At 62.4% G+C, this 26,078-nt stretch carries 25 protein-coding genes; 11 read left to right on the plus strand and 14 right to left on the minus strand.

Annotation, left to right across the window (positions count from 1 at the left end):
- Nucleotides 1-128: 128 nt before the first annotated feature.
- From BLR69_RS24845 to BLR69_RS24865, 5 genes are all read left to right on the plus strand, one after another.
- Nucleotides 129-437: a MazG-like family protein gene (locus tag BLR69_RS24845; protein ID WP_071493015.1), complete on the plus strand. Its 309-nt coding sequence runs from the start codon at nt 129-131 to the stop codon at nt 435-437.
- On the plus strand, nt 430-1,179 hold the full coding sequence (locus BLR69_RS24850) for a methyltransferase domain-containing protein (RefSeq protein WP_058423593.1): 750 nt from the start codon (nt 430-432) through the stop codon (nt 1,177-1,179). The genes BLR69_RS24845 and BLR69_RS24850 overlap by 8 nt, the downstream gene beginning before the upstream one ends.
- 24 nt (nt 1,180-1,203) lie before the next feature.
- Complete coding sequence (locus tag BLR69_RS24855; protein ID WP_071493016.1) at nt 1,204-1,806, plus strand: DUF4136 domain-containing protein; 603 nt, start codon at nt 1,204-1,206, stop codon at nt 1,804-1,806.
- 45 nt (nt 1,807-1,851) lie between these two features.
- Entirely contained in the window at nt 1,852-2,409 is a 558-nt protein-coding gene (locus tag BLR69_RS24860; RefSeq protein ID WP_071493017.1) for a DUF4136 domain-containing protein, read from the plus strand.
- A gap of 171 nt (nt 2,410-2,580) precedes the next feature.
- The gene (locus tag BLR69_RS24865) at nt 2,581-4,530 is read left to right on the plus strand and encodes a pilus assembly protein TadG-related protein (RefSeq protein ID WP_071493018.1); all 1,950 of its coding nucleotides are present in this window, start codon (nt 2,581-2,583) and stop codon (nt 4,528-4,530) included.
- On the opposite strand, the gene BLR69_RS24870 is transcribed toward BLR69_RS24865, so the two are convergent.
- The gene (locus tag BLR69_RS24870) at nt 4,527-7,253 is read right to left on the minus strand and encodes a PAS domain-containing sensor histidine kinase (RefSeq protein ID WP_071493019.1); all 2,727 of its coding nucleotides are present in this window, start codon (nt 7,251-7,253) and stop codon (nt 4,527-4,529) included. The genes BLR69_RS24865 and BLR69_RS24870 overlap by 4 nt on opposite strands.
- On the minus strand, nt 7,250-7,693 hold the full coding sequence (locus tag BLR69_RS24875) for a TadE/TadG family type IV pilus assembly protein (RefSeq protein WP_071493020.1): 444 nt from the start codon (nt 7,691-7,693) through the stop codon (nt 7,250-7,252). The genes BLR69_RS24870 and BLR69_RS24875 overlap by 4 nt, the downstream gene beginning before the upstream one ends.
- A gap of 72 nt (nt 7,694-7,765) precedes the next feature.
- Between BLR69_RS24875 and BLR69_RS24880 the strand changes: the two genes are divergently transcribed.
- On the plus strand, nt 7,766-8,215 hold the full coding sequence (locus BLR69_RS24880) for a prepilin peptidase (protein ID WP_071493021.1): 450 nt from the start codon (nt 7,766-7,768) through the stop codon (nt 8,213-8,215).
- Between the two features lie 124 nt (nt 8,216-8,339).
- Nucleotides 8,340-9,128 carry a response regulator transcription factor gene (locus tag BLR69_RS24885; protein WP_071493022.1) on the plus strand — a complete coding sequence of 263 codons (789 nt, stop codon included), beginning with the start codon at nt 8,340-8,342 and terminating at the stop codon, nt 9,126-9,128.
- 3 nt (nt 9,129-9,131) lie between these two features.
- Here BLR69_RS24885 and BLR69_RS24890 read toward each other — a convergent pair whose 3' ends face one another.
- The 8 genes from BLR69_RS24890 to cpaB are packed head-to-tail and all read right to left on the minus strand — an operon-like array spanning nt 9,132 to nt 16,550.
- Nucleotides 9,132-9,401, minus strand: a complete 270-nt coding sequence (locus tag BLR69_RS24890; RefSeq protein ID WP_071493023.1) for a DUF3613 domain-containing protein — start codon at nt 9,399-9,401, stop codon at nt 9,132-9,134.
- 10 nt (nt 9,402-9,411) lie between these two features.
- Nucleotides 9,412-10,122, minus strand: a complete 711-nt coding sequence (locus BLR69_RS24895) for a tetratricopeptide repeat protein (RefSeq protein ID WP_071493024.1) — start codon at nt 10,120-10,122, stop codon at nt 9,412-9,414.
- A gap of 10 nt (nt 10,123-10,132) precedes the next feature.
- A complete protein-coding gene (locus tag BLR69_RS24900; RefSeq protein ID WP_071493025.1) occupies nt 10,133-11,020 on the minus strand; it encodes a type II secretion system F family protein in 888 nt (295 codons plus the stop codon).
- A 1-nt stretch (nt 11,021) separates the two neighbouring features.
- Nucleotides 11,022-11,903 carry a type II secretion system F family protein gene (locus tag BLR69_RS24905; RefSeq protein ID WP_071493026.1) on the minus strand — a complete coding sequence of 294 codons (882 nt, stop codon included), beginning with the start codon at nt 11,901-11,903 and terminating at the stop codon, nt 11,022-11,024.
- A gap of 10 nt (nt 11,904-11,913) precedes the next feature.
- Nucleotides 11,914-13,185, minus strand: coding sequence for a CpaF family protein (locus BLR69_RS24910; RefSeq protein ID WP_071493027.1), 1,272 nt, complete (start codon nt 13,183-13,185; stop codon nt 11,914-11,916).
- Complete coding sequence (locus BLR69_RS24915) at nt 13,182-14,375, minus strand: pilus assembly protein (protein ID WP_071493028.1); 1,194 nt, start codon at nt 14,373-14,375, stop codon at nt 13,182-13,184. Before BLR69_RS24915 ends, BLR69_RS24910 begins: the two co-directional genes overlap by 4 nt.
- Nucleotides 14,372-15,589 carry a type II and III secretion system protein family protein gene (locus BLR69_RS24920; protein WP_071493029.1) on the minus strand — a complete coding sequence of 406 codons (1,218 nt, stop codon included), beginning with the start codon at nt 15,587-15,589 and terminating at the stop codon, nt 14,372-14,374. The genes BLR69_RS24915 and BLR69_RS24920 overlap by 4 nt, the downstream gene beginning before the upstream one ends.
- Before the next feature lie 19 nt (nt 15,590-15,608).
- A complete protein-coding gene (cpaB, locus tag BLR69_RS24925; protein ID WP_071493030.1) occupies nt 15,609-16,550 on the minus strand; it encodes a Flp pilus assembly protein CpaB in 942 nt (313 codons plus the stop codon).
- Nucleotides 16,551-16,881: 331 nt separating this feature from the next.
- Between cpaB and BLR69_RS24930 the strand changes: the two genes are divergently transcribed.
- Entirely contained in the window at nt 16,882-17,079 is a 198-nt protein-coding gene (locus tag BLR69_RS24930) for a Flp family type IVb pilin (protein WP_071493031.1), read from the plus strand.
- A 54-nt stretch (nt 17,080-17,133) separates the two neighbouring features.
- Nucleotides 17,134-17,535, plus strand: a complete 402-nt coding sequence (locus BLR69_RS24935; RefSeq protein ID WP_071493032.1) for a response regulator — start codon at nt 17,134-17,136, stop codon at nt 17,533-17,535.
- Nucleotides 17,536-17,654: 119 nt separating this feature from the next.
- On the opposite strand, the gene BLR69_RS24940 is transcribed toward BLR69_RS24935, so the two are convergent.
- From BLR69_RS24940 to BLR69_RS24955, 4 genes are all read right to left on the minus strand, one after another.
- Nucleotides 17,655-19,337, minus strand: a complete 1,683-nt coding sequence (locus tag BLR69_RS24940) for a ShlB/FhaC/HecB family hemolysin secretion/activation protein (protein ID WP_071493033.1) — start codon at nt 19,335-19,337, stop codon at nt 17,655-17,657.
- A gap of 186 nt (nt 19,338-19,523) precedes the next feature.
- Complete coding sequence (locus tag BLR69_RS24945; protein ID WP_071493034.1) at nt 19,524-21,089, minus strand: collagen-like triple helix repeat-containing protein; 1,566 nt, start codon at nt 21,087-21,089, stop codon at nt 19,524-19,526.
- Nucleotides 21,090-21,390: 301 nt separating this feature from the next.
- Nucleotides 21,391-22,239, minus strand: a complete 849-nt coding sequence (locus BLR69_RS24950; RefSeq protein ID WP_071493035.1) for a MaoC family dehydratase — start codon at nt 22,237-22,239, stop codon at nt 21,391-21,393.
- Between the two features lie 2 nt (nt 22,240-22,241).
- Nucleotides 22,242-23,585, minus strand: coding sequence for a 3-oxoacyl-ACP reductase (locus BLR69_RS24955; protein WP_071493036.1), 1,344 nt, complete (start codon nt 23,583-23,585; stop codon nt 22,242-22,244).
- A gap of 105 nt (nt 23,586-23,690) precedes the next feature.
- Between BLR69_RS24955 and BLR69_RS24960 the strand changes: the two genes are divergently transcribed.
- Together BLR69_RS24960 and BLR69_RS24965 are read left to right on the plus strand one after the other, a co-directional pair.
- Entirely contained in the window at nt 23,691-24,968 is a 1,278-nt protein-coding gene (locus BLR69_RS24960) for an acetyl-CoA C-acetyltransferase (protein WP_071493037.1), read from the plus strand.
- Between the two features lie 124 nt (nt 24,969-25,092).
- On the plus strand, nt 25,093-25,992 hold the full coding sequence (locus BLR69_RS24965; RefSeq protein WP_014716761.1) for a PA4780 family RIO1-like protein kinase: 900 nt from the start codon (nt 25,093-25,095) through the stop codon (nt 25,990-25,992).
- Nucleotides 25,993-26,078 lie beyond the last annotated feature (86 nt).

The following is a 26,078-nucleotide window of genomic DNA, read 5'->3' on the forward strand; positions in this document are numbered from 1 at the left end:
CCCCTCCCATACTGGGATGTGTTCACCTATCAAAGGTGGGAGGGGGCTTGCCCCCGATGGCGGTCTGAAGGTTCACTTGCCTTCAAGGCCATTCCCCCCGAAGCTATCCACCTTCAGGAGCCTGCCGCATGAACCTCGAACACCTCACCGAACGCCTGCACCGCATCCGCGATACCAACCACTGGAAGCAGTTCCACAGCCCGAAAAACCTGGCCATGGCCGCCAGCGTGGAAATGGCCGAGCTGGTGGAGATCTTCCAATGGTTGACCGAAGACCAGTCGCGCCAGCTGCCGGCCGACAAACTCGCCCATGCCGGGCAGGAAGTCGGCGATATCGTGCTGTACCTGCTGTTGCTGTGCAGTGAGCTGGGCCTGGACATGAACGAAGTGGTGCGCGCCAAACTGGCCGACAGCGAACGGCGGTTTGCCCATGAGTGACCGTCATTTCGACCAGTTGGCCACGCGCTTCGCCGAGAAAATCTACGGCGGTGCCAAAGGCGCGATCCGCCTGGCCGTGCTCCAGGCCGACCTTACCGAAGCCCTGCCAAAGCGTCCGCTGCGTGTGCTGGATATTGGCGCGGGCCTGGGCCATATGTCGCTGTGGCTGGCCGAACAAGGCCACCAGGTGACCCTGGCCGAACCGGCCGAACCGATGCTCGAAGGCGCCCGCCAACGTTTCGCCGAGGCGGGGCAGACCGCGACGTTTATCCATGCGCCCTGGCAAGACCTGCTCGGCCAGCTCACCGAACCCTACGACCTGGTGCTGTGCCACGCGGTGCTGGAATGGCTCGCTGAACCCCATGCAATCCTGCCGGTGCTGCACCAGCTCACGGCGCCGGGTGGGTGGTTGTCCCTGGCGTTCTACAACCGTGATGCGCTGATCTATCGCAACCTGCTCAAAGGCCATTTCCGCAAAATGCGCAAGAATGACATGGCCGGCGAAAAGCAGAGTCTCACGCCGCAACAACCGCTTGATCCGCGTGAATTGGCGGCGCAACTCGAAGGCCTTTGGCAGGTCGAAAGCCAAAGTGGCGTGCGGGTGTTCCACGACTATATGCCGGTGGAATTCCAGGCCCGTGCGGATTTGCAGGATCTTGTAGAGATGGAACTCGCTCACCGTCGTCACCCAAGCTTTGCCGGACTTGGGCGTTATTTGCACTGGATCTGCCGTCCGGTTTAAGCGGCCCAGTCTGCGGAGGTCGAAATGCGTCGTCTCTGTTTGATCCTGTTGTCCCTGGGGTTGGGCGCCTGTTCAAGCCCCAACCCTTATGTCGCCGCGTCGGCGCCGATCCCACCGGCGCCGCCCCAGGCCGCCCACACCTTTGATGCCAGTGCCTACCCGGCGCCAGTGCGCGATTACGGCGCCTACCGCAATTGGGCCTGGCGCAACGGTCAGCTTCCCGCGGGCACCGCCTGGGCCGATTCGGCGCAGATCGCCGAAGCGGTCAGCGGCGCCCTCGACCAGCGCGGCCTGCGCCCCTTGCATGACAACCGCCCGGCGGACCTTTTCGTCAGCGCCGACGTGCGCCTGGAGAAGCGTCTCAAGCAAGTCCAGGATGACTATGGCTACGGTTATGGTGGTTACAACCGCTATGGCAATGGGTATGGCATGTACAACTCGGTGCCGATCGTGCGCACCTATGAAGTGCAGGTCGTGGTGGTGAGCGTCAACCTGTTCGATGCCCGCACCGGCCAGCCGGTGTGGAGTGCCAGCGCAGAGACCGGCAGCCAGGGAAGCCTCAGTGAGCGGGGAGATGCCTTGCGCCAGGCGGTGCAAAAGGCAATGACGGCGTATCCTCCCAGTTAACCGCTATTCTCATCTTTAGTGCGGGCCGCTCTTTGGAGAACAACCATGTTTCGTCGTATCGCTACGCTCGCTTTTGTTGTGCTGCTTGGCGGTTGCCAGACTAGCCAGGTCAACCACGATTTTGACGCCAGCCGGGATTTCGGCGCCTACCGCAGCTGGGCCTGGAAAGACCCGGCCCTGCAATACCGCCCCGATGACCCGCGCATCAAGAGCGACCTCACCGAACAGCGCATCCGCCAGGCTGTAGGAGAACAACTCGACCAGCGCGGCCTGCGCCCTGCGGCGCCGGGCACCAGGGCTGACCTGAACGTGCAGGCCTACCTGATCGTCGAAGACCGCCAGCAACAGGTCACCACCAACTACGGCGGCGCCTGGGGCGGCCCGTGGAATGGCTATTGGGGCGCGCCGATGTACAACGAAACGCGCAACATCACCTACAAAGTGGCGACCATCCAGATCGACCTGCTCGATGGCAAGGACGGCAAACTGGTCTGGCGCGGCAGCGACGAACAGATGATGGCCACCTCGCCCAACCCACAGGATCGCGACAAAGCCATCCGCACCACCGTCACCCGCGTCCTCTCCAGCTACCCCCCTCACTAACCTCTGTAGGCGCAGGCTCGCTGTGGCGAGCAGGCTTGCTGTGGTGAGCGGGCTTGCCCCGCGCCGGGCTGCGAAGCAGCCCCTCAAACCCTCAAACCGATTTATGGCAACGGGCCAGCCCTTGTCTACACTCAAAACCATCTACGGAGAGTAAGCGCTAAGGAGTGCCTGATGTCTCCCCGACTTGGTTGCAGGCAGCGTGGTGCAATTGGCCTGATGGCGGCGGCTACCCTGGCGATGGCCATGGTGTTCCTGCTGCTGGCGGTAGACAGCGGCCGCCTCTACCTGGAAAAGCGCAAACTGCAGTCCGTCGCCGACAGCGCTGCGCTGGAAGCCGCCAGCCGTGGCGGCCTGTGCACACCCACCACCACTGCCAATGACTACGCCGTGCAGAACGCCACACGCAACGGCTTCACCGTGGTCGCCGGCGACAACAGCCGTGGCCTGGTGGTGACCTGCGGCACCTTGACGACCAACGCCAGCAATGTCCGCGTGTTTGCGGCCGATGCCACCAAAAACGATGCCGTCCGCGTGGTCGCCACGCGCAGCGTGATAACCAGCATTGTCAGTGGGATCTGGAACATGTTCAGCGGCGCGCCGATTTCCACCCAGACGATACTGAGTGCCACTGCTGTGGCTGCGTATGCACCGCCGGTTGCGCAACTGACGATTCGCAGCAGCCTGGCCTCAGTGAACTCCGGCAACTCTCCGCTATTGAACATGGTTATCGGCAATCTGCTGGGCGGCAGCCTGTCCTTGACCGCTGCGGGCTGGAACGGCTTGCTGACGACGAACGTCAATCTGCTCAGTTACCTGGACCAGTTGGCGATTCAATTGAACGTCAAGGCGGGGGACTACGACGCGTTGCTGAGCACTGCGGTATCCGCCAGCCAGTTGATCGATGCGGCGGTGAAGGTCCTGCAAAAAAACGGCGCGGTCGCCACGGCGGTGATCAACGACGTGATTACATTAAAAGCCATCGCCCCGAATACCCAGCTGTTGAAGGTTGGAGATCTGTTGAAGGTCGCTACCGGCACACCGGCTGCTGCCTTGAATACCAGTGTGCAGTTGTTTCAACTGCTGGAGACTGTGGCGCAACTGTCCAATAGCAAAAGCGCGGTGAGTGCGGCCGCTCAATTGAATATTCCATTGGTCGGCAACGTCTCGATCCAGACCAAAGTCATCGAGCCGCCACAGATGTCGGCGATTGGTAACCCGGCGAAGGCCAAGGCCGGGTTGTTGAAGAACCCGCAGACCGATCAGATTTTCGTGAGAACTGCGCAAGTGCGCACCCTGGTCACCATCGATGCGCCGATCATCAAGGTGGTTTCTGGGGTGACATCAATACTGAGCGGGTTGGCGACGCCGGTGTCGAAGGTGGTCGGTGGGCTATTGAATTTGAACATTCCGGCCGTGGTCGGCGGCGTCTTGTGCCTGGTGGCGTGTAACGTCACGGATGTCGATATTACTCAAACGCTGTCGATTTACATCGAGGCTGCCAGTGCACAAAGCTATGTCACGGACTACAACTGTGCCACGCCTGCCACAAAATCGTTGACGGTGCAGGCCACCACCTCACTGGCCACCTTGGGTGTGGGTTACGTTGACCCGGTTGCCGCATTCTCTTCTTCGGCGCCCGTCAACGTGCAACCGGTCAGGTTGATCGACTTTGGCGAGCGGTATTGCATTGTGCTGACACTGATATGCGGCCCGCGCACCGCTGGGGTAGGCGGCGGGTTGAATTTGAAAGCGCTGTCGACCGTGGCCGCGCAAACCAACTCGATGGTGTTTCTCCCCGTGGCCGAAATGAATACACCGCCGACTTACAAAAGCCCGCCGGGCACGGCCGACATCATTTACAGCCTGGGGCAGACCTTGAACGGTCTGCAGGTCACTTACGTACCGCCCAGCGGCAGCACGCCCGGTGCGGCGAACGGCACTGTGACAAGTGCCCTGGCGACCATCGTCAGTTCAGTGGTCACCCTCGTCCAGAACGTCCTGGCGCCGATCCTCGACCCTATCGTCAACACGTTGCTCTCCGCCCTGGGCATCAGCCTTGGCAACGCCGAAGTCGGCGCCAACCTCAGTTGCCACATGGGGCGCGCCTACCTGGTGATCTAGCTGATCGGCAGCTCCACACAAAACTTCGCGCCGTGCTCGCCATTGGTGACGCTCAGGCGTCCACCCATGTTTTCCACGATCCCGTAGCTCACCGACAACCCCAACCCCGTGCCCACGCCAATCGGCTTGGTGGTGAAGAACGGTTCGAAAATCCGCTCCAGCAGTCGTGGGTCAATCCCGCCGCCGTTGTCTTCTACCCAGATCCGCACATGGCGGCTGTCCTGCTCGCAATGCACCGCGATCCAGGGACGAAATTCAGGGTGTTTTTCCCGTTTGCTCAACAGCGCATCACGGGCATTGACCATCAGGTTGATCAGCACCTGCTCAAGCTGGTCGACATAGCCTTTGACCTGGACCTTGAAGTCCGCCGGGGTGATGCGCACCTCTACACCCTTGCCGCGCAGGCCTTCGCCGAGCAGCGACAGCGTGCCTTCCACCGCCTGCGACGGGTCGAAGGGCTGTTGCTCGATTTCCGAGCGGCGGCCGAACACACGCATATGGTCCACCACCCGCGCGGCGCGCTGCACCTGGGTGTCGATGCGCTGGAGCTTTTCGGTGAGGTAGTCGATCTGCGCATCGCCGTTGCCCAGGCGCTTGAGCACATTGACGATGGCCATGCGCATCACGTTCAGCGGCTGGTTGATTTCATGGGCCAGGCCGGTGGCCATTTCACCCAGGGTGGCCATCTTGGCGCTTTGCGTCAGTTGCTGCTGGGAACGGCGTACTTCGGTGTTGTCGCGGCCCACCGCCTGCACCTCCACCAGCGCGCCTTGCTCATCGAACACGCCACGGTCCGACCAGACCCACCAGGCGTGTTCGCGTCCAGGCAATTCCAGGCTGATTTCGGCGGTGCTGACCGGGAATTCCGGGGTCAACTGTTCGATGCGTTGCACAAAGGCCTGGCGTTGTTCGTCCGACAGCCAGTGCCCCAGGTTCAGCCCGGGCAATTGTGCGGGCAGGCATTCCAGGTAGTTGGCCAGCGGTGTATTGCCGAAGGTCAGGGTCAGGTCGGGGCGATAGCGGCAGATCATCGCCGGGGAGTCTTCGACCAGGATGCGGTAGCGCTCTTCGCTCTGTTTAATCTGCTCGGCAGCCAGGGTCGCCTCGGTGACGTCCAGCCACAGGCCGACGGCCTCCACCGGCAGGCCGAGATCGTCACGCAGCAGCTTGGCTTCATCCAGTAGCCAATGGTAATGGCCCTGTTTGTCGCGCAGGCGGTAGCGGCTGCGTACGTTACCTTTGCGCAGCAACTGGCGGCTGCGTTCGAAGTACCGCTCGCGGTCTTCGGGGTGGATCAAGGACGCCAGGCTGTCGTGGTTGCAGTCCGCCAGGGTCCAGCCCAGCAACGGTAGCAGGCTGTCGCTGAAAAAGGCCGGATGCAGGGCGCCGTCGACATAGCGCTGCACATAGATCACGGCCGGTGAGCTGGCGATCAGGTTGTCCAGGCGCGCGTGGGCGGCAGCGGCTTGCAGTTGCTGGTTCTTGATGTCGCTGATGTCGAGCATGAAACCGATCCAGCGACGGTTGTCGCCCACGCCCAGCACTTGGCCCTGCACGCGATACCAGAGCGGGTTGTGCTCGGCGTCGGTGCGTTGCAGGCGCACGCTGGCCAGCAGCGGTTTGCCAAGGGCTTGCAGGTCGTGCAGGCGACTGTCGAGGGCCTGGCGATCGGCCGGGTGGATCAGTTCCAGCCACTGGCTCAAGGGTTGGCGGGTAGGACCATCTTCCTGGCTGAGGCTGTTGAGCAACTGCGGGGCCAGCTGGATTTCCTGGGTGGCCGGCAGCAGCTCCCACCAGCCGGTGCCGAGCAGGCCCTGCAAAGCCTCCATGCGGTCGAGCTGCTGGTGGAAGCGCTGCTCGCGCAGCCGGCTCAGCAGCGGCGCGGCGAGGGCGGCGGTGAGGTTCAGCCAGTCGCGGTCGCGGGTGTGCGGCTGGCCGTTGTACTGGCCACAGAGCAACCAGGCGGCCACGCCCTGGCTGTCGCGGTAGGGCACCAGGAAACCGTCGGCATCGCCGAAGATACTGTGCAGGCGCGGGTTATCGCTGCGCTCCTGAGCCAGGCTCAACGGTGCGTTGCCATTGACGCTGTCCAGGCTGATCCCCAAATGTTGGCCAGCCTGCCACAAGGCGGGGGCGTCGTGGGCGGCGTACTGGCTGTAGATCCGCCAGCCGTGGTCTTCGCCATCGAGCAAGGCCAGGGCAACGCAGGGGATGTGCCAGCGCTGGGCCAGGCTGCGCAGGTGCTCGTTGAACACCTCGGGCAGGCGGGTCAGGCTGCACACTCTCAATTGCTCGCTCATCTGGCAGGCGAGTTGATGGTTCTGTTCGCGGTGCTGGGCCAGTTGTCGGCCGGCGAGCAAATCGCCAATGTCCTGCAGGCGCAGGCTCCAGTCATCACCGTCGGGTTCGATCCAGCCGCGGGTGTGCAGCACCTGGCCGGTTGTGCTCTGGAAGTCCAGGTCCAGGCTCTGGTGTTGCCAGTCGGCAGGGCTGCCTTCGATATCCAGGGCACTGTCGGCGCACAGCAGTTCACGCAGTGGCGGTCGACGTTCGCCGATGGCGTGGGGCGTCAGCTGTGAGCGCAGGGTGCCGCGGATGCTGAGCACGTGGCCTTGAGCATCCAATTGCACGTGCAGGCCAGGCATGGGCACACCCGGCATGTCGAGGGGCGGCGCGCTGGCACGACCGAGCAGGCGCCCGAAGAGTTTGTCCCCCGACGTCAAAACTGCAGACTCGAACTGGCGGACAGGTTGGCCGGCAGGTTCGGGACGGTGCCGATCCCCGGCAGCACCAGTGCCGGGAACACGGAATAGAGGTTGGTAGTGGGGTAGTTGATCGCCACGGTCAACGTGGTGCCGTTGTAGGTGCTGCTGATGTAACTGGGGGAGAACTGGAAGCTGGAAGGGATCCAGCTCAACTGGGTGATCACGGTGTTTTTGGCGCGGTCGGTCACCTGCGTGCCGTAAGCGGTACCGGCAGCTATCGGGTCCACCGACAGGGCCTGGCGCACGGCCTCCGCCGCCGCCTGGTTGAACGACTGCATCAACAGCAACGGCAGGCTATAGCTGATCAACCCGTAGAACACGGCAAAAAAGATCGCGAAGACCAGGGCGAACTCAATCGCCGCCGCACCTTTTTGCTTTCTAGGGAGGCCTGTTTTCATGACTGCGTCTACCCTGACGGCTACTACTTGATATCAGCATAGAATCATTCAGGGAAAAGGGATGTTTTTTACGTGATCCATGGCGTGGTGATTCTGCTCTGGCTGGGACTGTGTACGTTGCAGGATATGCGTCAGCGGCAGATCGGCAATGGCTTGACCTTGGGGGCGGCGCTGTTGGCGCTGATCTTTTTGTTGTGGACGGGCAGGACCTGGCTGGGAGCACCCGCGAGCGAAGGCGGCTGGGCCTTTGCCCTGGCCCTGTTGCTGACCTTGCCCGGCTATGCGTTGGGCCGCTTTGGCGCGGGGGATGTGAAGCTGCTGGCTGCGCTGGCCCTGGCCAGTACACTGGACTACCTGCTGTGGTCGTTGATCGGTGCGGCGCTCTTTCAGGCGTGCTGGGTGCTTGTGAGTCAAAGGCTTAGGGCGCGTCGGTGGAGGGCAGATGCGCAGGTGTCAACCAAACAGCCATTTGCCCCCTTTGTTTTGACAGGATTTGTGCTGTACTGGTTTTGGATCCATTAGTCGTACAACCGCTCTACTTCTATGTACATAGTCGGAAAGTACGTCTACGTTTATGTAGTATCCGGAAGTTATTTTTATCCAAATGGATGGGTCGCCCTTTGGCTTGCCAGGCATGGAGTAGCGCGTGAACAAGCTTACCTCGGCGGTAAAAGTGCTCGTGGTCGACGATCAACCGTTGATCGTGGAAGAACTCTGCGAATTTCTTGAAGGCAGCGGTTACCGCTGCGTCCCCTGTGAGTCCAGCCGACACGCCTTGCAGCGCTTCAGCGAAGACGCCGAAATTGGCCTGGTGCTGTGCGATCTGCATATGCCGGACATGGATGGCATCGAACTGGTGCAGGCCATGCAGAAGGTCGCGGGCAAGCAGCGTGCGTTCGAGGCAATCATGCTCACCGGGCGTGCCGACAAGCAGGATGTGATCAAGGCCCTGCGCGCAGGGATCTCGGATTACTACCAGAAGCCGATCAACCTCGATGAGTTGCTCGAAGGCCTGCAACGCCAGGAAGCGGCGCTGGAGGAGCGGCAAAAAGAGCTGCACCTGGGGCACCTGAACCAGAAGCTGCAATACCTCTCTGAATCCATCAACGATTTGTACCAGGACCTCGACAAAGTGCGGCGCAGCCCTGGCGCTGGCTTGGCCGATGATGGCGAGCTTGTCGTCGAGGATGCAGGGCCGATCGAAATCCCGACCATCTTCAATCAGCTGTCGCCGCGTCAGCTCGATGTTGCGCGCCTGGTGGGCAAGGGCCTGACCAACTACCAGATCGCCTGTGAACTGGGGATCACCGAGAACACAGTCAAGCTCTACGTGTCCCAGGTGTTGCGCCTCACCCATATGCATAACCGCACCCAACTGGCACTGGCCTTGTCGCCGAGTAACTCGGCGCTGCGGCAACGGGTGACGGCGCACTGACGGTTACTGACTCTTCCCGCCCTTGGAAGACCCGCCGGATTGCGACTCAAAGAACTCCGGAATCGGGTGCTTGTTACTGTCCAGCCAACGTTGCAAGGCCTGCTCCCGCTCAGCGGGCGTGGTCCGTTGTGGCGTGGCTGAAGCCGCGCGCCCATCGACCTGCAGTGCCATCCAGTTTTCCGTCTGCGCCTGGTACGGGGAAGACGGGCCCGGTTCGATGGCCAGTACGCTGAACGGTAGCAGCGCCAGCCCGATGAAGTAATGTGCTTTCATCTCACTCTCCTTACTTGAGGGTCACCGGCCGGGTCTCACTGACCGCTGCGACTTTGCGTGTGGCGACGCCGGTGGCCTTGAGTTTCTCCGCACGGGCCTGGGCTTCGGTGAACTGCTCGCGGCTCAGGCCCAACTGGCTGACCACCTTGGCCGCTTGGCCCCAGTCGTTCTGGTAGATCAACAGCGTAACCAGGTTGACGGCGGCCAACGGGTCGCCTTGCTTGAGTTCGATGGCGGTCATGAATTCAAAACGGGCGTCTTCCACACGCAGTTGGTTGAGGTACACCACGCCCAGGTCATTGCGGATTTTTTCGTCTGTGGGTGCTAGCTGCGCTGCCCGTTGCAGGTGGGCCATGGCCTGTCCGTTGTCGCCCCTGGCGACCGCCAATTGCCCCAGGCCGTGCTCGCCGTCGGCCGTCATGCAGGTGCCGAGCAGGCTGCGGTACAACGGCTCGGCTTCGCTGCGCCCGAGCAGGCGGTAAGTGCGGGCCTTGCGCTGGCGCACCTGGGGCAGGGACTCGGGCAGGTTTTGCAGGTTGGCCAGGCTGGCGTGCAGCTTGCCTTCGCTTGCCAGGTCATCGGACAGGTTGAGCGCCAATTCCTGGTCCGAACTCGGCTTGGTGCAACTGCCCGGTGAGGTCAGCGTCGCCCAGGGTGATTGGCCGTTGGTGGCGCAGCCGCCGAGCATCAGCAGCGTCAGGCCGGCAATCAGTGCTTTCATAGCGGTCTCCTTAAAAGTGACTCAACGCGCGGGCGATGCCGATAAAGGCCGGGCCGCCGAGCACGATCAGCAAAGCGGGGAACAGAAACACCATCATCACCACCGACATTTTTGCCGACATCTTCGAGATGTATTCCTGCAAACGGGTCAGCCGCCGGTCGTCGAGCAGTTGCTTGAGGGCCAGCAAGGACTTCATCGCGCCGCCGCCCTGCTGGATCAATTGCTGAAGGATGATGCAGGTGTCGGTGAACTCGTCCACCTCCAGCAGGCGCACGGTCTTGCCCAGTTCTTCGCCCAGCTCCAGCCCGGAATCGACTCGCGCCAGGATCAGGCGCAATTCATGGGTCAGCGCGGGAAGCAGGCGTTGGGCTTCGTTGCCCAATACCCGCAGCGACTGTTCAACCGCCATACCCGATTCGAACAGGATGCGCAGCAGTGGAATGAAGGTTGAAATTTCTTTGGCGATGGTCTGTTGTCGATGTTTGGCGGCAGCGGCGAGCACGCGCTTGGGCAGCAGGTAGCCGATACCCAGGGCAAACATCGGCGCAATCCATGCGGGGTCCGCGTGTGGGAACAGTATCTGCTGGCCAAGCAAGGTGAGACCCAGCAGCACAATCGGTGTACCGACCTGGAAGGCGGCGAACAGCGAACGCTGGCTGGCCTTGCGCCAACCTACGCGGTGGAGCAGGGTCTGGGTCTCGTTGTCCAGGCTGACCGAACGCTGTGCCAGGCTGCTGCCGCCCAGTTGGCGGATGAGCGTGGCGAGTTTGTCATCAGTGCCCATCCGCCCCTGCAAGCGCTCCGCGACCCTGCGGTCGCGCCGCCGGTTTTCGAGCAACTGGCCACCCACCAGGACTGCGGCGGCGAGCAACAACAAGGCGAAGGCCAGCAGTGCCATCTCAAACACTCCTCAACATGCGCCACATGGCCAGGGTGCCGGTCACGTCCATCGCCAGTGCGACGAAGAGCAGGGTGCGCCCGGTGTCGTCGTTCCACATGGTCATCAGGTAGTCAGGGTTGACCATCAGGAAGTACGCCACGATCAGGATGGGCAGCCCGCCCAGCACATAGGCGGTCATGCGCGTTTCACCGGTCATGGCCTTGAGTTGCCTCGCGCCTTGTTCGCGCTCGCGGATCATCTTGATCAGGTTTTCCAGCAGTTCACTGGCGTTGCCGCCGTAGCGGTGGTTGACCTTCAGGCCGAGGGCGAACAGGCGGAATTCGTCCTGCTCGTAGAACTCGGCGAAGTCGCTCACCGAGTCCGGCAGGCTGACCCCCATGCGCACGTTGCGCTGCACGCGAGCCATGGCGTCCTTGAGTGGGTTTTCGATGCCCTCGACACCGCCCAGTACGGCGTCCGCCAGGGTTCTGCCGGACTTGAGGCTGCGTACGCTGTGGTCGAGCAACTGCGGCAGTTGCTCGACCATGCGCTGCACGCGCCGTTGATAGCGCCAACTGATGTAGACGCGCAGTACCAGGGGCGGTGCCACGATCATCGTGATCAGACCCAGCCCGTCGGCGAGCAGCCAGCCGAGCAGTGCGCCGATCACCCAGGCGCTCAGCCACAGGCCCAGGCGGTCGGTGGGTTTGCCCAGCCCGGCGCGTTGGAACATGCGCTCAAGGCCGTTCCACGTTGTGTTCGGTTCCTGGGTTTCGGGCTGGCCATCGCCGAGTCGCTCCAGCACGCGGTCCGTCCGGGCTTTGCGCAGGCCATGCTGAAACTGCCAGAACGACAGGCCGATCAACAGCAGGCAGACAAGCAACAATATCGGTCCGGTCATCACGCGCTCCCTAGGACTGCAACGCCGATTCGCGGCGCAGTTTGTCGCCGGCCGGGTTGAGCGCTTCGCGCAGGAAGCCAAAGCCGGTGCGCCGGTCCAGGCGGAACAGGGTATTGGTGACGTACACGTCATCACGCACACCGACCACTTCCACCACTTCGCTCACGCAGCGACGGCCGTCGGGCATGCGCGTCAGTTGGATGATCACGTCCAGTGCGGCGCAGATCATCTGGCGCAGGGTTTTTTCGGCGATTACCCGCCCGGTCAGGCCCACCAGGGTTTCCAGGCGCAGCAACGCATCCTGGGCGTTGTTGGCGTGCACGGTGCTCATGGAACCGTCGTGGCCGGTGTTCATCGCCGTCATCACGTCGAGTACTTCGACACCACGGATCTCGCCCAGGATGATGCGGTCCGGGCGCATCCGCAGGGCGTTGCGGATCAGGTCGCTGGACTTGACTTCGCCGTGGCCCTCGGCGTTGGGCGGCCGGGTTTCCAGGCGTACCACGTGGGGGTGGCCCAATTGCAATTCGGCGACGTCTTCGATGGTCACCAGGCGCTCGTGGGGGTTGATCAACTGGCTGAGGATATTCAACAGCGTGGTCTTGCCGGTGCCGGTGCCGCCGCTGATCAGGATATTGCAGCGCTTGCCCACGGCCTCCTGGAAGAACTCGAAAATGCTCTGGTCGATGGTCTGCATGGCGACCAGGTCAGTGCTCTTGAGCATGTCTTTGCGGAATTTTCGAATCGACAGGCACGGGCCATCCAGGGCAATCGGCGGGATGATCGCATTGACCCGGCTACCGTCGGGCAGGCGCGCATCCACCATTGGCGAAGACTCATCCAGGCGTCGGCCCAGCGGCGCCAAGATGCGTTGCATCACGCGCTCCACATGGTGGTCGTCGATGAAGCGCAGGTCGCTCTGGTGCAGCAAACCATCACGTTCGATGAAGACCCGATGTGGCCCGTTGACCAGGATTTCGGTGATCGAAGGGTCACGCAGCAGCACTTCCAGTGGGCCGAAACCGGTGAGTTCGTCGACGATCTCTTCGGCCAGGCGCTCCATCTCATAGCGTGAGATCGCCAGGCGCATGCGCGTGATGTATTCGGAGACCTTGTCGATGACAAATTGCGCCAGGGATTGGCGTGTACCTTCGAGCAGGTTCTTGCCCGACTCCTCGATGGCGTCGATGATGTAGCGGTGCAGCACCAGTTTCAGGCCATCGTGATCGGTGTTGCCACCGGCAGCGCGGGCTGGGCCGCCAAACAGTTTTTCGCCGCTCATCGTCCGGACCCCAGGAAGCGTTCAAACCAGCGCATCGAGGGCTTTGCCAAACCCTCGGAGCGTTTTGCCAGGCGCTCGCCCAAGGCACGTACGGCCTGGGTCAAGGGTTCGCGTGGCGCCAGGGCGAACAGGGTCTGGCCCTGGTTTTTCACATTCAGGCGCAATTCGGCGCTCAGGGGCAGCACGGCGACGCACTCCAGGCCGAAGCTTTTCTCCAGGGCTTCGGTGTCCGGCGCGCAGGCTTTGATATAGCGGTCCACCACTAGCTTGGCGTGATCGAGCTTCATGCCTTTCTCGCGCCAGCGGTTGATCACTGCCAGGTTGCGGCGGCAGTCCAGCACGTTCTGATCGGTACACCACAGCAGTTTGTCGCAATGGCCGACAAAGGTGCGCAGGGCTTCGCTGTCCGGCTGACCGGTAATGTTGACGACGATGTGCTGGAAGTGTTGGCGCAAGGCGCTGAGCAACATGTACAGCTCGGCGGCGCTGGTGAGTTTGAGTGGTTCATCACCGGTGGCGTACGCCAGGATGCGCAGGCCATCCAGGGCGGTGGTGAACGCGCTGTTGATCATGGTGGTGTCGAGGCGGCGCAGATGCCGCAGCGCATCGCCGAAATTGAACGTGCTCTCCAGGCCCAGCAGCGCCAGGCTGTCGCTGCGTGGCAGGCCCAGGTCGAGCAGCAGGGTCTGCTGCCCGCTCTTCTGCACCACCAGCGCCAGGTGAGTGGCCAGCATTGCACCATCCGCGTTGCTTTGGGTGCCGAACAGCACGGTCAAGCCGCCCAGTTGTGCATGCGGAGCCACCGTCGGCAGGCGCTTGCTCAGGCGCCGCACCAGGCCGGCCACTTCGCTGGAGCGCGAGCCGTAGGCGACAAAGTCGCGGGCGCCGGCACGCATGGCATTCAGGACAAGCTGGTTGTCCATACCATCGCCCAAGGCGACCACGGCGAGCATCGGCTTGGCTTCCAGGGCACCTTCGATCAGTGCGCTCTGGGCCACCAGGTTTTCGCGGTCCAGGCCGACGAACACCAGGTTGGCGAAGGTCACGTCCACCAGCGCCAACAGTTCGTCCAGGCTGCCGGTGCCGGCGCTCACTACCTGGCCTAGCGGCGCGAGCGCACCCTGCAGCCACTCAAGGTCGGTGGTGTTGCGGGTGATGGCGAGGAAGGTCTGGCTCAGGCTATCGCTCATTGGGAAAGTCCAGTGCGACGGTCGAAGTTGCCGTTTTCCAGGAAGAACAGCCGGTACCAGTTCGGGTCGTAGCTGCGCAGTTTTTCGCCAGGCAAGGAGGGCAGTTGGGCGTTGGCGGCCAACGGCTGCACCAGGTGCGGCGTGACGATCATCAACAGCTCTTTTTCTTCTCGGCTGATCGTGGAGTCACGGAAAAACGCACCGAGGATCGGGATATCACCCAGCCCTGGAAATTTGTCGATGCTAGAGCGGTTGTTGGTGCTGATCAGGCCGCTGATCACAAAACTTTCGCCATCGGCCAGGGACACGCTGGTGTCGGTGCGGCGTACGGTCAGGGCCGGCACCTGGATGCCTTGGATCTGTATCGCGTTGCTGTAGTCCAGTTCGCTGACTTCCGGCGCCACCTTGAGGGTGATGCGGTTGCGGTCAATCACGGTGGGGGTCAGGGTCAGGCGAATGCCGAACTCTTTGTATTCGATGGAGATGGTATCGCTGCCGGCGCTGGGCACCGGGATGGGCACTTCACCGCCGGCCAGGAAGGATGCGCTCTGCCCGCTCATGGCCACCAGGCTTGGGCGTGCCAGGGTGTAGGCAAAACCGCTGCGTTCCAGGGCGTTGATCATGGCTTTGACCCGGCCGCCGCCAAAGCCGACGTTGAAATTGTCCGTGCTCACCGGCAGCTTGAAGACACCCTCGGAGGGCGAAAGAAGGCTGGGGCTACCGAGGAAAAAATTGGTGCCCACGCCGAGAAACTTCGTGCTGGCTTCCTTGAGCTTGGTACGGCTGACTTCCACGAAGCGGATATCGGTCTGCACCTGGCTGGGCAGCAACGGGTCTTGCGAGGGCGACAGCGACACACTGGTCAGCGCCGAGGTGGCCTTGCCCTTGACGAACACCATGCTCTGGCGCGGCGCGCTGGCGCAGGCGGTCCACACCAGCAGGCTGGTGGCGCCGCTGCTGACACCGGTGAGCAGGAAGTGACGGTCACCGTTGACCCGCACATCGGCGATCTTCGGGTCGCCGATGGCCAGGCGCGTGATTGCCACGGGGGATTGCAGTTCCTGTTGCAGGCCTTCTCCCACCTCGACCACGGCGGGCAACTGGCCCAGGGTGCTGCAATTGCCCGGCGCTGCCAGTGCCATGCCGATCGGCAGGCTCGACAGCATCAAGGCGCAGGCCAGCTGCGTGAACATGGGTGCGTAGCGATGGCTCATTCAAGGCATCCTTGTTCGATCACGGGGTTTGTGGCGCCGCTTGGGCGCCGCGAATCACTTCGATGCCACGGCGTACGCCAGGCGTGACGCCAGCCGGCACGACGCGCTTGGGCGGGGCGCTCAACGCCAGTTGAGTGAACTGGTAAAGGTCACGGTTGGCACTTTCCAGCTTTTGCGCGGTGTCGTCTTCACCGGCCCAGTAGCGGCTGAGCAGTTGTTCCTCGGCACTGCGCACGGCCAGGCGCAAGGTCCCGGCTTGAGACGCGAGCATCAGGCGGCTTAACAAAGGCTCCGGCACGGCCAGCACCACAGTGCGTGCGGCGAGTCGGCGTTGGATGGCCTGGGCGCGTTCTTCGGCGGTAGCCGGTGGTGGCACTGCCGGTTTGCCATCGTTGGCCAGGCCCAATTGATCGCCAACGCTGAGCAGGCGCATGGCCGGAAGGACGATCTGCGCCGACTGTTCGGCGTTGCCGGCATCCTGGCGCAGGAACAGCAGCACATCCACGTAATCGCCTGGGCTCAATTGGCCGCCGGCACCGACCACCTCATCCACGGCCACGGCCAGCGCGCGTTCGTTGGGGCGGATCATGCGAGCGAGGGGGCCGCCAGCGCTAAAGCTGTCTTCGGTGAGCCAGGTGCCGGCGCCGAGGGTTCTCAGGGGTATGCGGCCGATGGCCTGCTCGAGCTGAGTCAGGCTGCCGGCGGGCACGGTGCGTAGTTTCTCGACGGACAGGTCGGCGGCGGTCAGTGGCGTAAAGGCAGGCACGTCATGCAGCAGGACGACCACCGGCCGACGGGTCTGGTCTTCAGCGGCGGCAAGGGTTTTTTCGACGGAAATGACAGGTGCGGGAGGCGCTGCAACGGGCTCAGGTGCGCGGCTCAATACAAGCCCCCAGTACCCGGCGATCAATGCCCCGATCAGCAACAAGCCGGCCAGGACCATGCTGATGCGACTGTTCATGACGGCTCTCCCTTTCCCGTTGCACTGCACACCCTGTTAATCCAAACGGGTTAATCCGCAACCTGGCTGTGATGAACATCTAACGATTTGGCTATTTGAAGGTAGCTCAGCTAGGACGAAATGCCATTACCGCCAAGAAAATTTATCTGAGGGCTAAAAGGCCCCGTTTAAATAGTGGTGGTGTGGCACCAACTTTACGACTAATACTTTCTGATTAATCCGTTCTTACAGTTGTGAGGCTGGGGTTTGTTGACAATGCTCTAGTGGCACGCCGCGATCCTTTGGTGTTAGAGCCTTTCCGGCTTTCAGTGGCGTTTTAGGGAGAAGTCTTATGTTCCTTGACCTGATGTTGAAGATTTATGTTCAGACGCAGCTATTCTTTAAGCGTAAAGAGGGTGCCTCAGGTATTGAGTACGCGATTATCGTTGCGCTGGTTGCACTCGTTATTGTCGGCGCCGGCTCTGGGCTTGGCGCTAAAGTTGCTTCCGTGTTCAACTCGATTGCTAACAAAATGACGACGGCGACCTGAGTTAATTCAACTTGTGGTTACCCTTGCGGCGGCTCACTTTCTTCAGGTACGGCTATGAGCGAACAGTCTTCTGCGCGCCAGCAAATTCTATTGGTGGACGATGAAGAGGACGCCCTGATCGAACTTGCCGAATCCCTCGGAAACGAGGGATTTGTCTGTTTTACCGCCAACTCCGTCACGTTCGCCCTGCAAGAATTGACACTTCACCCCGACATCGCCCTGGTGATCACCGACCTGCGCATGCCCGAGGAAAGTGGCATTTCCTTGATCAAGCGCCTACGCGAACACACCTCACGCTCGCACTTGCCGGTGATTGTGATGTCGGGTCATGCCGAAATGGATGATGTGAGCGACATGCTGCGCCTGCAGGTGCTGGACCTGTTTCGCAAGCCGATCTACCTGGTGCGGTTGATCGATACGTTGAACAACCTTTTTCCCCTTCCCAAAACGGTGTAGTGAGCTGGCCTGGTAAAAGCGGGAGTGCTGCGCACTCCAACGCGGGGCAAGCCCGCTCACCACAACAAGCCCGCTCACCACAGCAAGCCTGCTCAACACAGCAGCCCGCTCACCACAAATCAGAGCTGGTAGCTGAAGCTCAGCGAATAGCGCGGCCGCCGATCGAAGCTGTCCAGGGCTTCGTCCGACATCGGCTTGGCGGCTTCCAGCGCTATGTTGTAGTACTTGGCGTCGCCAAAGCGCAGGCCCAGCGCCGCCGATGACAGGTCATTGCCCTTGACCGGCAGGTCGTTGAACCAGGTCTTGGCGCGGTCGAACACCACATAGGGTTGCAGGATTTTCACCCAATCACCGGCGCGGTTGTAGCTGTAGTTGACCTCGTAAGCCACGCCCCAGCCTTTGTCGCCCGAGCCTTGGTCATCAGGGTAGCCGCGGCCGAAACTCTGCCCGCCGAAGGTGGCACGCTCGCTGTCCGGCAGATAGTCGTTGCTCCAGTAGAACGCGCCGGAGAGCACACCTTGCCAATTGCCGAACAGCTTGTTGCTCTGCACGCCGGACAGGCGCAGGCGGAAGAAGTCGAGGTCGGGCTTGAGGCCGCCGAAGTCGGTGCGTGTCTTGGCACCCATGCCGTTGATGCCTTGGTAGAGGCCGCCGCTGATGATGCGCAACTGCGTGCTGTCGGCTTTGCGCCAGTCGCCCTCGAAGGCCAGCGCGCGCAGGTTGGTTTCCAGCTCGAAACGCTGAGGGAAACCGTTCAGCTTGTATCGGTTGGTCTGGTCGACGGCATAGAGGCGGGTTCCCAGGCTCAACGATTCGCTGGGCGAGGCGATAAACGGGTGGCTGACCCCAATGGAGTAACGGTCGATTTCCTGGTGGGGTTTGAGTTCCACGCCATCGCCCAGTTGCAGGCGGGTGTGTGGGGCGGCGCGGTAGCGTTCCCCCGAGAGAGCAAGTTGGGTGCCCTCTGCATTGATGAACTGGCTATACGTTGCGCGGTAGTAATGCTCTTTGTCTTCGCCAGGCGGAAACAGGCCACTGATGCTCAACTGCTCGCCCATGGATGTCCAGGAATTGCTGGTGCCGGTCAGCAGCGCCTGGGTGCCGCCACGGCTGGCCTGGTTGAGGCTCATGCTGGTGGTGACGGGCTTGCGGCTGGCGGTGACTTGCATATGAGTGCCGCCATCGGTGGTGCTCGGAGGTGGCACCTGAGCCTGCACGGTCAGGCCTGGGATCGCACTCATCAGCGTGGTGTAGCGCTCGAACGTCTTGCGCGTCAGCGGGCGTTCGGCCTGGAGTTTTCCCGCCAGTTTGTCGACATAGGAGGAGACCGAACCGATATCGCCTTGCAGTTGATAATCACGGATGTAGCCCTCCACCAGCACCACCTGCACCAGGCCGCCTTCGAAGCGTTGTTCCGGCAGGAAGGCATAGGACAGCAAGTAGCCGTCTTCCTGGTAACGCCGGGTGATGCTGCGGGTGGCTTCGATCAATTGCGCCAGGTTGGTTTCATGGCCGATCAGGGGCGCGAATGCCTGGGCGACGTCCTTGAGCGGGTAGACGGTGCCGCCGTCGATCTGCAGTTTGCGAATGGTGACCTTGGTGTCCATCATCAACGGCTGCCCTGCGGTGGGCGCCGGCGTTGGCACCTGGGTGGGCGTGGAGGCGGGCCGGTAGGCGTCGACGGGCAGGTTGGGCACGGGCAGGTTGCGGATGGTGTCGTTGCTATTGAGGAAAGTGGGTAGGGTATCGGCGTGGGCGTAAGCACTGAGGGTGAGCAATAACAACGGCGTCAAAGCGCGCATAGGACACTCCATGGTCAAAACTGCAGCAGCGTTTTGCAGATTCCGCCGGGCTCTGGGGGCGCGGTTCGGGTGTTCTCAGGGATCGATCACTGACCCATAAAAAAAGACGAGAGACTTAGTGGGGTCTCTCGTCTCAACCAAGCGTAGGCGCTGTAGGTGAGGCCGTCTAATCGGCCAGGTGCAATTCTATTTTTTGCCGGTCAGGCCACCCAGCAGCCCGCCCAGAACACCACCATTAGCATTGGCGCCGGCCCCTGCACCCGCCGATGCACCGGCACCCACATTGAGGCCACCGCCGAGCACGCCACCACCGGTGTTGGTGCCGCCGGTGACCAGGCCGCCGATCGAAGCCACGGTGTCACCCACTGCGGTCACGGTGCCGCCCAGGGCGTTGGTAACCGGGTTGGCGTGGGTTCCGCTGATTTGCCCGCCCAGGCTGCTGACGGCGCCACCGACATTAGCGACCAGGCCGTTGACCGGGCCACCCAGTCCGGTGGCGTTGCCGACGTTTTGGGTCAGGCTCTGTACGCCGCTGGTGACGGGGTTGAGTGCACCGCCGATCTGGCTGGTCAGCCCGGCAACGGGGGTGCCTGCCGCCATGTTTGGAGCGCCGCTGCCGCCGAGGAGGGTGCCCAGGGAGGCCACGGTGGTGCCGGCTTTGACACCGGTGACGCCGGTCGCGCTGACCACGCCATTGCTGCTGCCTGCATCCAGGCCGCTGCCAGCACCGGCGATCACGCCACCGATGAGTTCAGGCAGGCCCAGCTTGTTGGTGCCGCCGCCGGTACCACCGCCGCTGTTGCCACCACCGTTATTCGCATCCGGGTCGACATAACCGTCAGCCTTGCTCACCACGGTGCCGACGCCATTGAGCACGTTGCCCACCGCACCCGTCACAGGGTTGCCAGTACCGCCTGCGCCGGCGACCTTGTCGCCCAGGCCGTCGACAGTATCACCAACTTTTTGCAGCAGCCCACCCACAGGCTTATCAAGACCGGTCGCGGTACCGACTTTGCCGGTGGTGTTTTCCACCAGCGATACCACTGGCACCAGCACTTTCGTGCCGACGGTGTTGGTCACCGAGCCCAATGGCCCGGTGGTGCTGGCGGTGCTCAGGGTGTCGCCCAGCATGGTCACGGCATTGCCGACCCTGCCGACGACGTTGCCGACGACCGGCGCCGCGCCGCTGACGACCGGCACTTTTCCCAGCAGGGTGGCGACGTTGCTACCGGTCACGGTCACGCCATCGCCCAGGTCGGAAACCCCATTGGCCACGCCGGCGACGGTTTTGCCCAAGGCATTGCTGTCCGTGCCAAGCGAGCCCAGGCCATCCGACAGGCCGGTGCCGATGCTGCCGACCGCGTTGCCGGTGGCATTCACCAGGCCGCCCGCAGTGGCGCCTACGATTGGCAGGCTGCCAAGGGTGGTGCCCAGGCTTCTGACGGTGCCGCCGAGGCCGGTCACGGTGTCGCCGACGGTATCGACCACGGTGGCGGTGACCAGTGGGGTCGTGCCGCCGCCTGGGTTTGTGCCAGGATCGGTGCCTGGGTTGGTTCCTGGGTTAGTTCCTGGGTCGGTACCGCCGCCGCCCGTTCCGCCACCACCTGTGCCCGCACCCGCACCCGCACCCGCATCCGAGGAGGAACCACCACTGTGATGCCCGCCACCACCGCTGCTGCAGCCGCCGAGTGCCAGTGCTACTGCCAGGGCCAGAGCGGTACTTGCTTTCCAAAACACGACTTGAGTTTTCATGATTGAGTTCCTTGCACCTGTACAACCTTGGTTGTCTTCAAACGCTCGCTACTTCTGGGGATAGCGATGCGTTTGTCCGTGTGGCTATAACAGCCCCGGCGATGCGTTCTCTCAATGCTCTACTTGGTATTAACGATTTATATACGGCAGCGCTTTACCGGTTAAGCAACTAATACCAAGGGGGTAGAGGAAGGATGTATCAAGATGTATATATGTTATAAATCAATTGGTTAAATAAAAAAGCGGACCTCATAAAGTCCGCTATTACTTAGGGTGTATATATACAATTAAGCTGTTTGTTTCATGCAATCGGCCGCCACTTGCCTACCATATGTTCAATATCGCCAGCGCCTTTCAACCACAACGCTCCGCTGGAACCGGCGGCGCTGGCCAATAACGTCACTTCACCGGGCAGGCGCACGGGTTTCCTGAACTCGACGTCGATCTCGATGTTGGCGGCGGGCAGGTGTTCGCCCAGGGCTGCGAGGGTGTGCGCCTTGTTCCACAGCCCGTGGGCGATGGCCTGGGGAAAGCCGAACAGCCTGGCGGTCAGGGCGCTGAGGTGGATCGGGTTGTAGTCGCCGGAGACCCGTGCATAACGGCGGCCGATGTCGGCAGGCGCTTTCCAGCGGGTCAGTTCGCTAACGTGGGTGGGAGACGGTTGGGCGATCTCTTCTGACTCTCCTTCCAGCTTCACGCCCCGGCACAGCATGCGGCTTTCGGCTTCCCACAGCAGGCCGAGGGAATCTTCAACCGTGGTGATCAGATCGAACATTGCGCCCTTGGGGTGGGGCTTTAGGTTCTGCGCGTGTACAGCCACGGACAGGTCGCTCACACCCCCCAGGGGGCGATGAATACGGATGCGGTTACTCAGGTGAATCAACCCCAGCAGGGGGAAAGGAAAGCGCTTATCGGTGAGCAACTGCATCTGGAGCCCGAACGCCAGGATATGCGGATACGTAGCCGGCAGGATCGGGCTGTCGGCAAAACCACAGACCTTGCGGTAGGCCGCCACCTGCTTGGGGTCGATGCTCATCCGGCAGCGCAACCCGTGCTCGGGCAGCGTGTGGCCCGTGATCTTGCGCTTGAGGGCCGCACGCCAATACAGCGGCGGCAGGAATGGTGCACTGTCTAACGTCTTCCATTGCATGCTTACGCTCCCAGCAGACTTTGCCCACACACTCGCAGCGCTTGCCCGCTGACCGCCCCGGAACCCGGTTGGCCCAGCCAGGCCACCGCTTCGGCGACGTCCTGCGGCAGGCCGCCCTGGCCCAGCGAACTCATGCGTCGCCCGGCCTCACGCAGGGCGAACGGGATATGCGCGGTCATCTGGGTTTCGATAAACCCCGGCGCCACCGCGTTGATACTGATACCGCGCGCCTTGAGCAGCGGCGCCCAGGCCTGTGCGAGGCCGATCAAGCCAGCCTTGCTCGCCGCGTAGTTGGTTTGCCCACGGTTGCCGGCGATGCCGCTGATCGACGCCAGCAGCACCACGCGGGCGTTGTCATGCAGGGTGCCGCTGTCGAGCAGCGCCTGGGTCAATACCTGCGGTGCATTGAGGTTGACGGCCAGCACCGCGTCCCAGTATTCCGGGGTCATGTTGGCCAGAGTCTTATCGCGGGTGATACCGGCGTTGTGCACCAGGATGTCGAGGCCATCCGGCAGGTGTTCGATCAATTGGCGGGCGGCGTCTTCGGCGCAGATATCCAGCGCGACAGTGCGCGCGCCCAGGCGTGCGGCCAGGGCGTCGAGGTCGGCCTTGGCCTGGGGCACGTCGAGCAGGATGACCTCAGCGCCGTCGCGGGCCAGGGTTTCGGCGATGGATGCGCCAATGCCACGGGCGGCGCCAGTGACGAGGGCCTTGCGCCCGGCCAGGGGCCGTGTCCAATCTTCGACCGGCGTGGCGCAGGCCTCCAGGCGGATCACCTGGCCGGAGATATAGGCGCTTTTGGGCGAGAGGAAGAAACGCAGGGCGCCTTCCAACTGGTCTTCGGCACCGTCGCCGACATACAGCAGTTGCAGCACGCCACCGTTGCGCAACTCCTTGGCCAGCGAGCGGCTGAAACCTTCCAGGGCGCGCTGGGCACTGGCGGCAAACGGGTCGCCGAGGCTTTCCGGCGCACGGCCGAGGATCACCAGGTGCGCGCTGTTATCCAGGTTTTTCAGCAACGGCTGGAAGAACTCGCGCAGTTGCTTGAGTTGGTCGGTGTGTTGCAAATCGCTGGCGTCGAACACCACGGCCTTGAGCTTGGGGCCGTGGCCGGGTATCCAGGTAGACGCCTCGGCGCCGTAGGTGTAGATCGCGTCGGTGAGCTTGTTGGCGAACGCCTGCACCTTGCTGACCAGTGCACCGCCGCCCAGCAACAATGCGCCTTCCACCGGGCGCAGGCGCCCGGCTTGCCAGCGTTCCAGGCGTACCGGCGACGGCAGGCCAATGGCGGCGACCAGGCGATGGCCGAGGCTTGAGTTGGCGAAGTCGATATAACGGTCAGACATGGAACGCTCTCCGAAGGCTGGGGTTCAAAGGGTTGACCATCCCAGGGTAGCAGTCGTTCGACTAGGCTCAGTAATCCAGCCCACAACAGACAGAGGGAGCTTTCCATGACTCAATTGCGCCGTGTAGCGATCATTGGCGGTAACCGCATTCCTTTCGCCCGCTCCAATGGCCCCTATGCCACGGCGAGCAACCAGGCAATGCTGACCGCGGCCCTCGAAGGCCTGATCGAACGCTACAACCTGCACGGCCTGCGCCTGGGGGAAGTGGCTGCCGGCGCGGTGCTCAAGCATTCGCGCGACTTCAACCTGACCCGCGAGTGCGTACTGGGCTCGCGCCTGTCGCCGCAAACCCCGGCCTATGACATTCAGCAGGCCTGCGGCACCGGCCTGGAAGCGGCGCTGCTGGTGGCCAACAAGATCGCCCTGGGCCAGATCGAATGCGGGATTGCCGGTGGCGTCGACACCACCTCCGACGCGCCGATCGGGGTGAATGAAGGGCTGCGCAAGATTTTGCTGCAAGCCAACCGCAGCAAGTCCATGGCGGATAAATTAAAAGTCCTGTTACAACTTCGCCCCCATCACCTCAAGCCGGAACTGCCGCGCAATGGCGAACCGCGCACCGGTTTGTCCATGGGCCAGCACTGCGAATTGATGGCGCAGACCTGGCAGATTCCCCGCGCCGAGCAGGACCAGTTGGCCCTGGAGAGCCACCAGAAAATGGCCGCCGCCTATGCCGAGGGTTGGCACAACGATTTGCTCACGCCGTTCCTCGGCCTGACCCGTGACAACAACCTGCGCCCCGACCTGACCCTGGAAAAACTCGCCGTGCTCAAGCCCGCCTTCGAACGCAGCGCAAAGGGCACGCTTACCGCCGGCAACTCCACGCCGCTCACCGATGGCGCATCGCTGGTGCTCTTGGGCAGTGAAGCGTGGGCCAAGGAGCGCGGCTTGCCGATCCTCGCGTACCTGCGCGATGGCGAAGCGGCAGCGGTGGACTTCGTCAACGGCGCCGAAGGCCTGCTGATGGCGCCGGTGTATGCGGTACCGCGCTTGCTGGCGAGGAATGGTCTGACGCTGCAGGACTTCGATTACTACGAGATCCACGAAGCCTTCGCTGCCCAAGTGTTGTGCACGCTAAAGGCCTGGGAAGATGCGGACTACTGCAAGACGCGCCTGGGACTTGACGCCCCCTTGGGTTCCATCGACCGTAGCCGCTTGAACGTGAAAGGCAGTTCCCTGGCCGCCGGTCATCCGTTTGCCGCCACCGGTGGGCGTATCGTCGCCAATCTGGCCAAGCTGCTGGATGCGGCGGGCAAGGGGCGTGGGCTGATTTCGATCTGCGCGGCGGGCGGTCAGGGGGTTACGGCGATCATTGAGCGCTGAAACTGGCATATTGGATGCATTCTTAAACGATCAACGGTCGGTAGCCTCTCCCACCGACGAGCTGATTGCCGTATAACGAGTGCCATACGCGTATTTGGTAATAAAGGACCCACAATAAAAGCTGATGAAGACTCCTAAACGCATTGAACCCCTGATCGAAGACGGTCTGGTCGACGAAGTGCTGCGCCCACTCATGAGTGGTAAAGAAGCAGCTGTTTATGTGGTGCGCTGCGGCAACGAATTGCGTTGCGCCAAGGTTTACAAGGAGGCGAACAAACGAAGTTTTCGTCAAGCGTCCGAATACCAGGAAGGCCGTAAGGTCCGTAACAGCCGGCAGGCCCGGGCCATGGCCAAGGGCTCCAAGTTCGGCAAGAAAGAAACCGAAGATGCCTGGCAGAACGCCGAAGTAGCGGCGTTGTTCCGCCTGGCCGGTGCGGGCGTTCGCGTGCCCCAGCCGTTCGACTTCCTTGAAGGCGTGCTGCTGATGGAACTGGTGGCCGACGAGTACGGCGACGCGGCGCCACGTCTGAACGACGTGGTGCTGGAGCCGGACCAGGCGCGTGAATACCATGCCTTCCTGATTTCCCAGATCGTGCTGATGCTGTGTACCGGCCTGGTGCACGGTGACCTGTCCGAGTTCAACGTGCTGCTCACGCCCACCGGCCCGGTGATCATCGACCTGCCCCAGGCGGTGGATGCGGCGGGCAACAACCACGCGTTCAGCATGCTGGAGCGGGACGTGGGCAACATGGCTTCCTATTTCGGGCGCTTTGCCCCGGAATTGAAGAAGACCAAGTACGCCAAGGAAATGTGGGCGCTGTATGAAGCCGGCACCCTGCACCCGGCCAGCGTCTTGACCGGCGAGTTCGACGAGCCGGAAGAACTGGCGGACGTCGGCGGTGTGATCCGCGAGATCGAAGCGGCGCGGTTGGATGAAGAGCGCCGCCAGGCGATTCGCGCGGCGGACGATGCGCCGCCGAGCAAGGTGCCGGACGAACCGCCGCCGCCGCCGTGGATGCAGTGATTTCCAGATAACTGGAAATCACAATGTGGGAGGGGGCTTGCCCCCGATAGCGGTGGATCAGCCGGCTTATCTGTAGCTGACCCACT

It is taken from the genome of Pseudomonas azotoformans, assembly GCF_900103345.1.
Taxonomy (GTDB): domain Bacteria; phylum Pseudomonadota; class Gammaproteobacteria; order Pseudomonadales; family Pseudomonadaceae; genus Aquipseudomonas; species Aquipseudomonas azotoformans.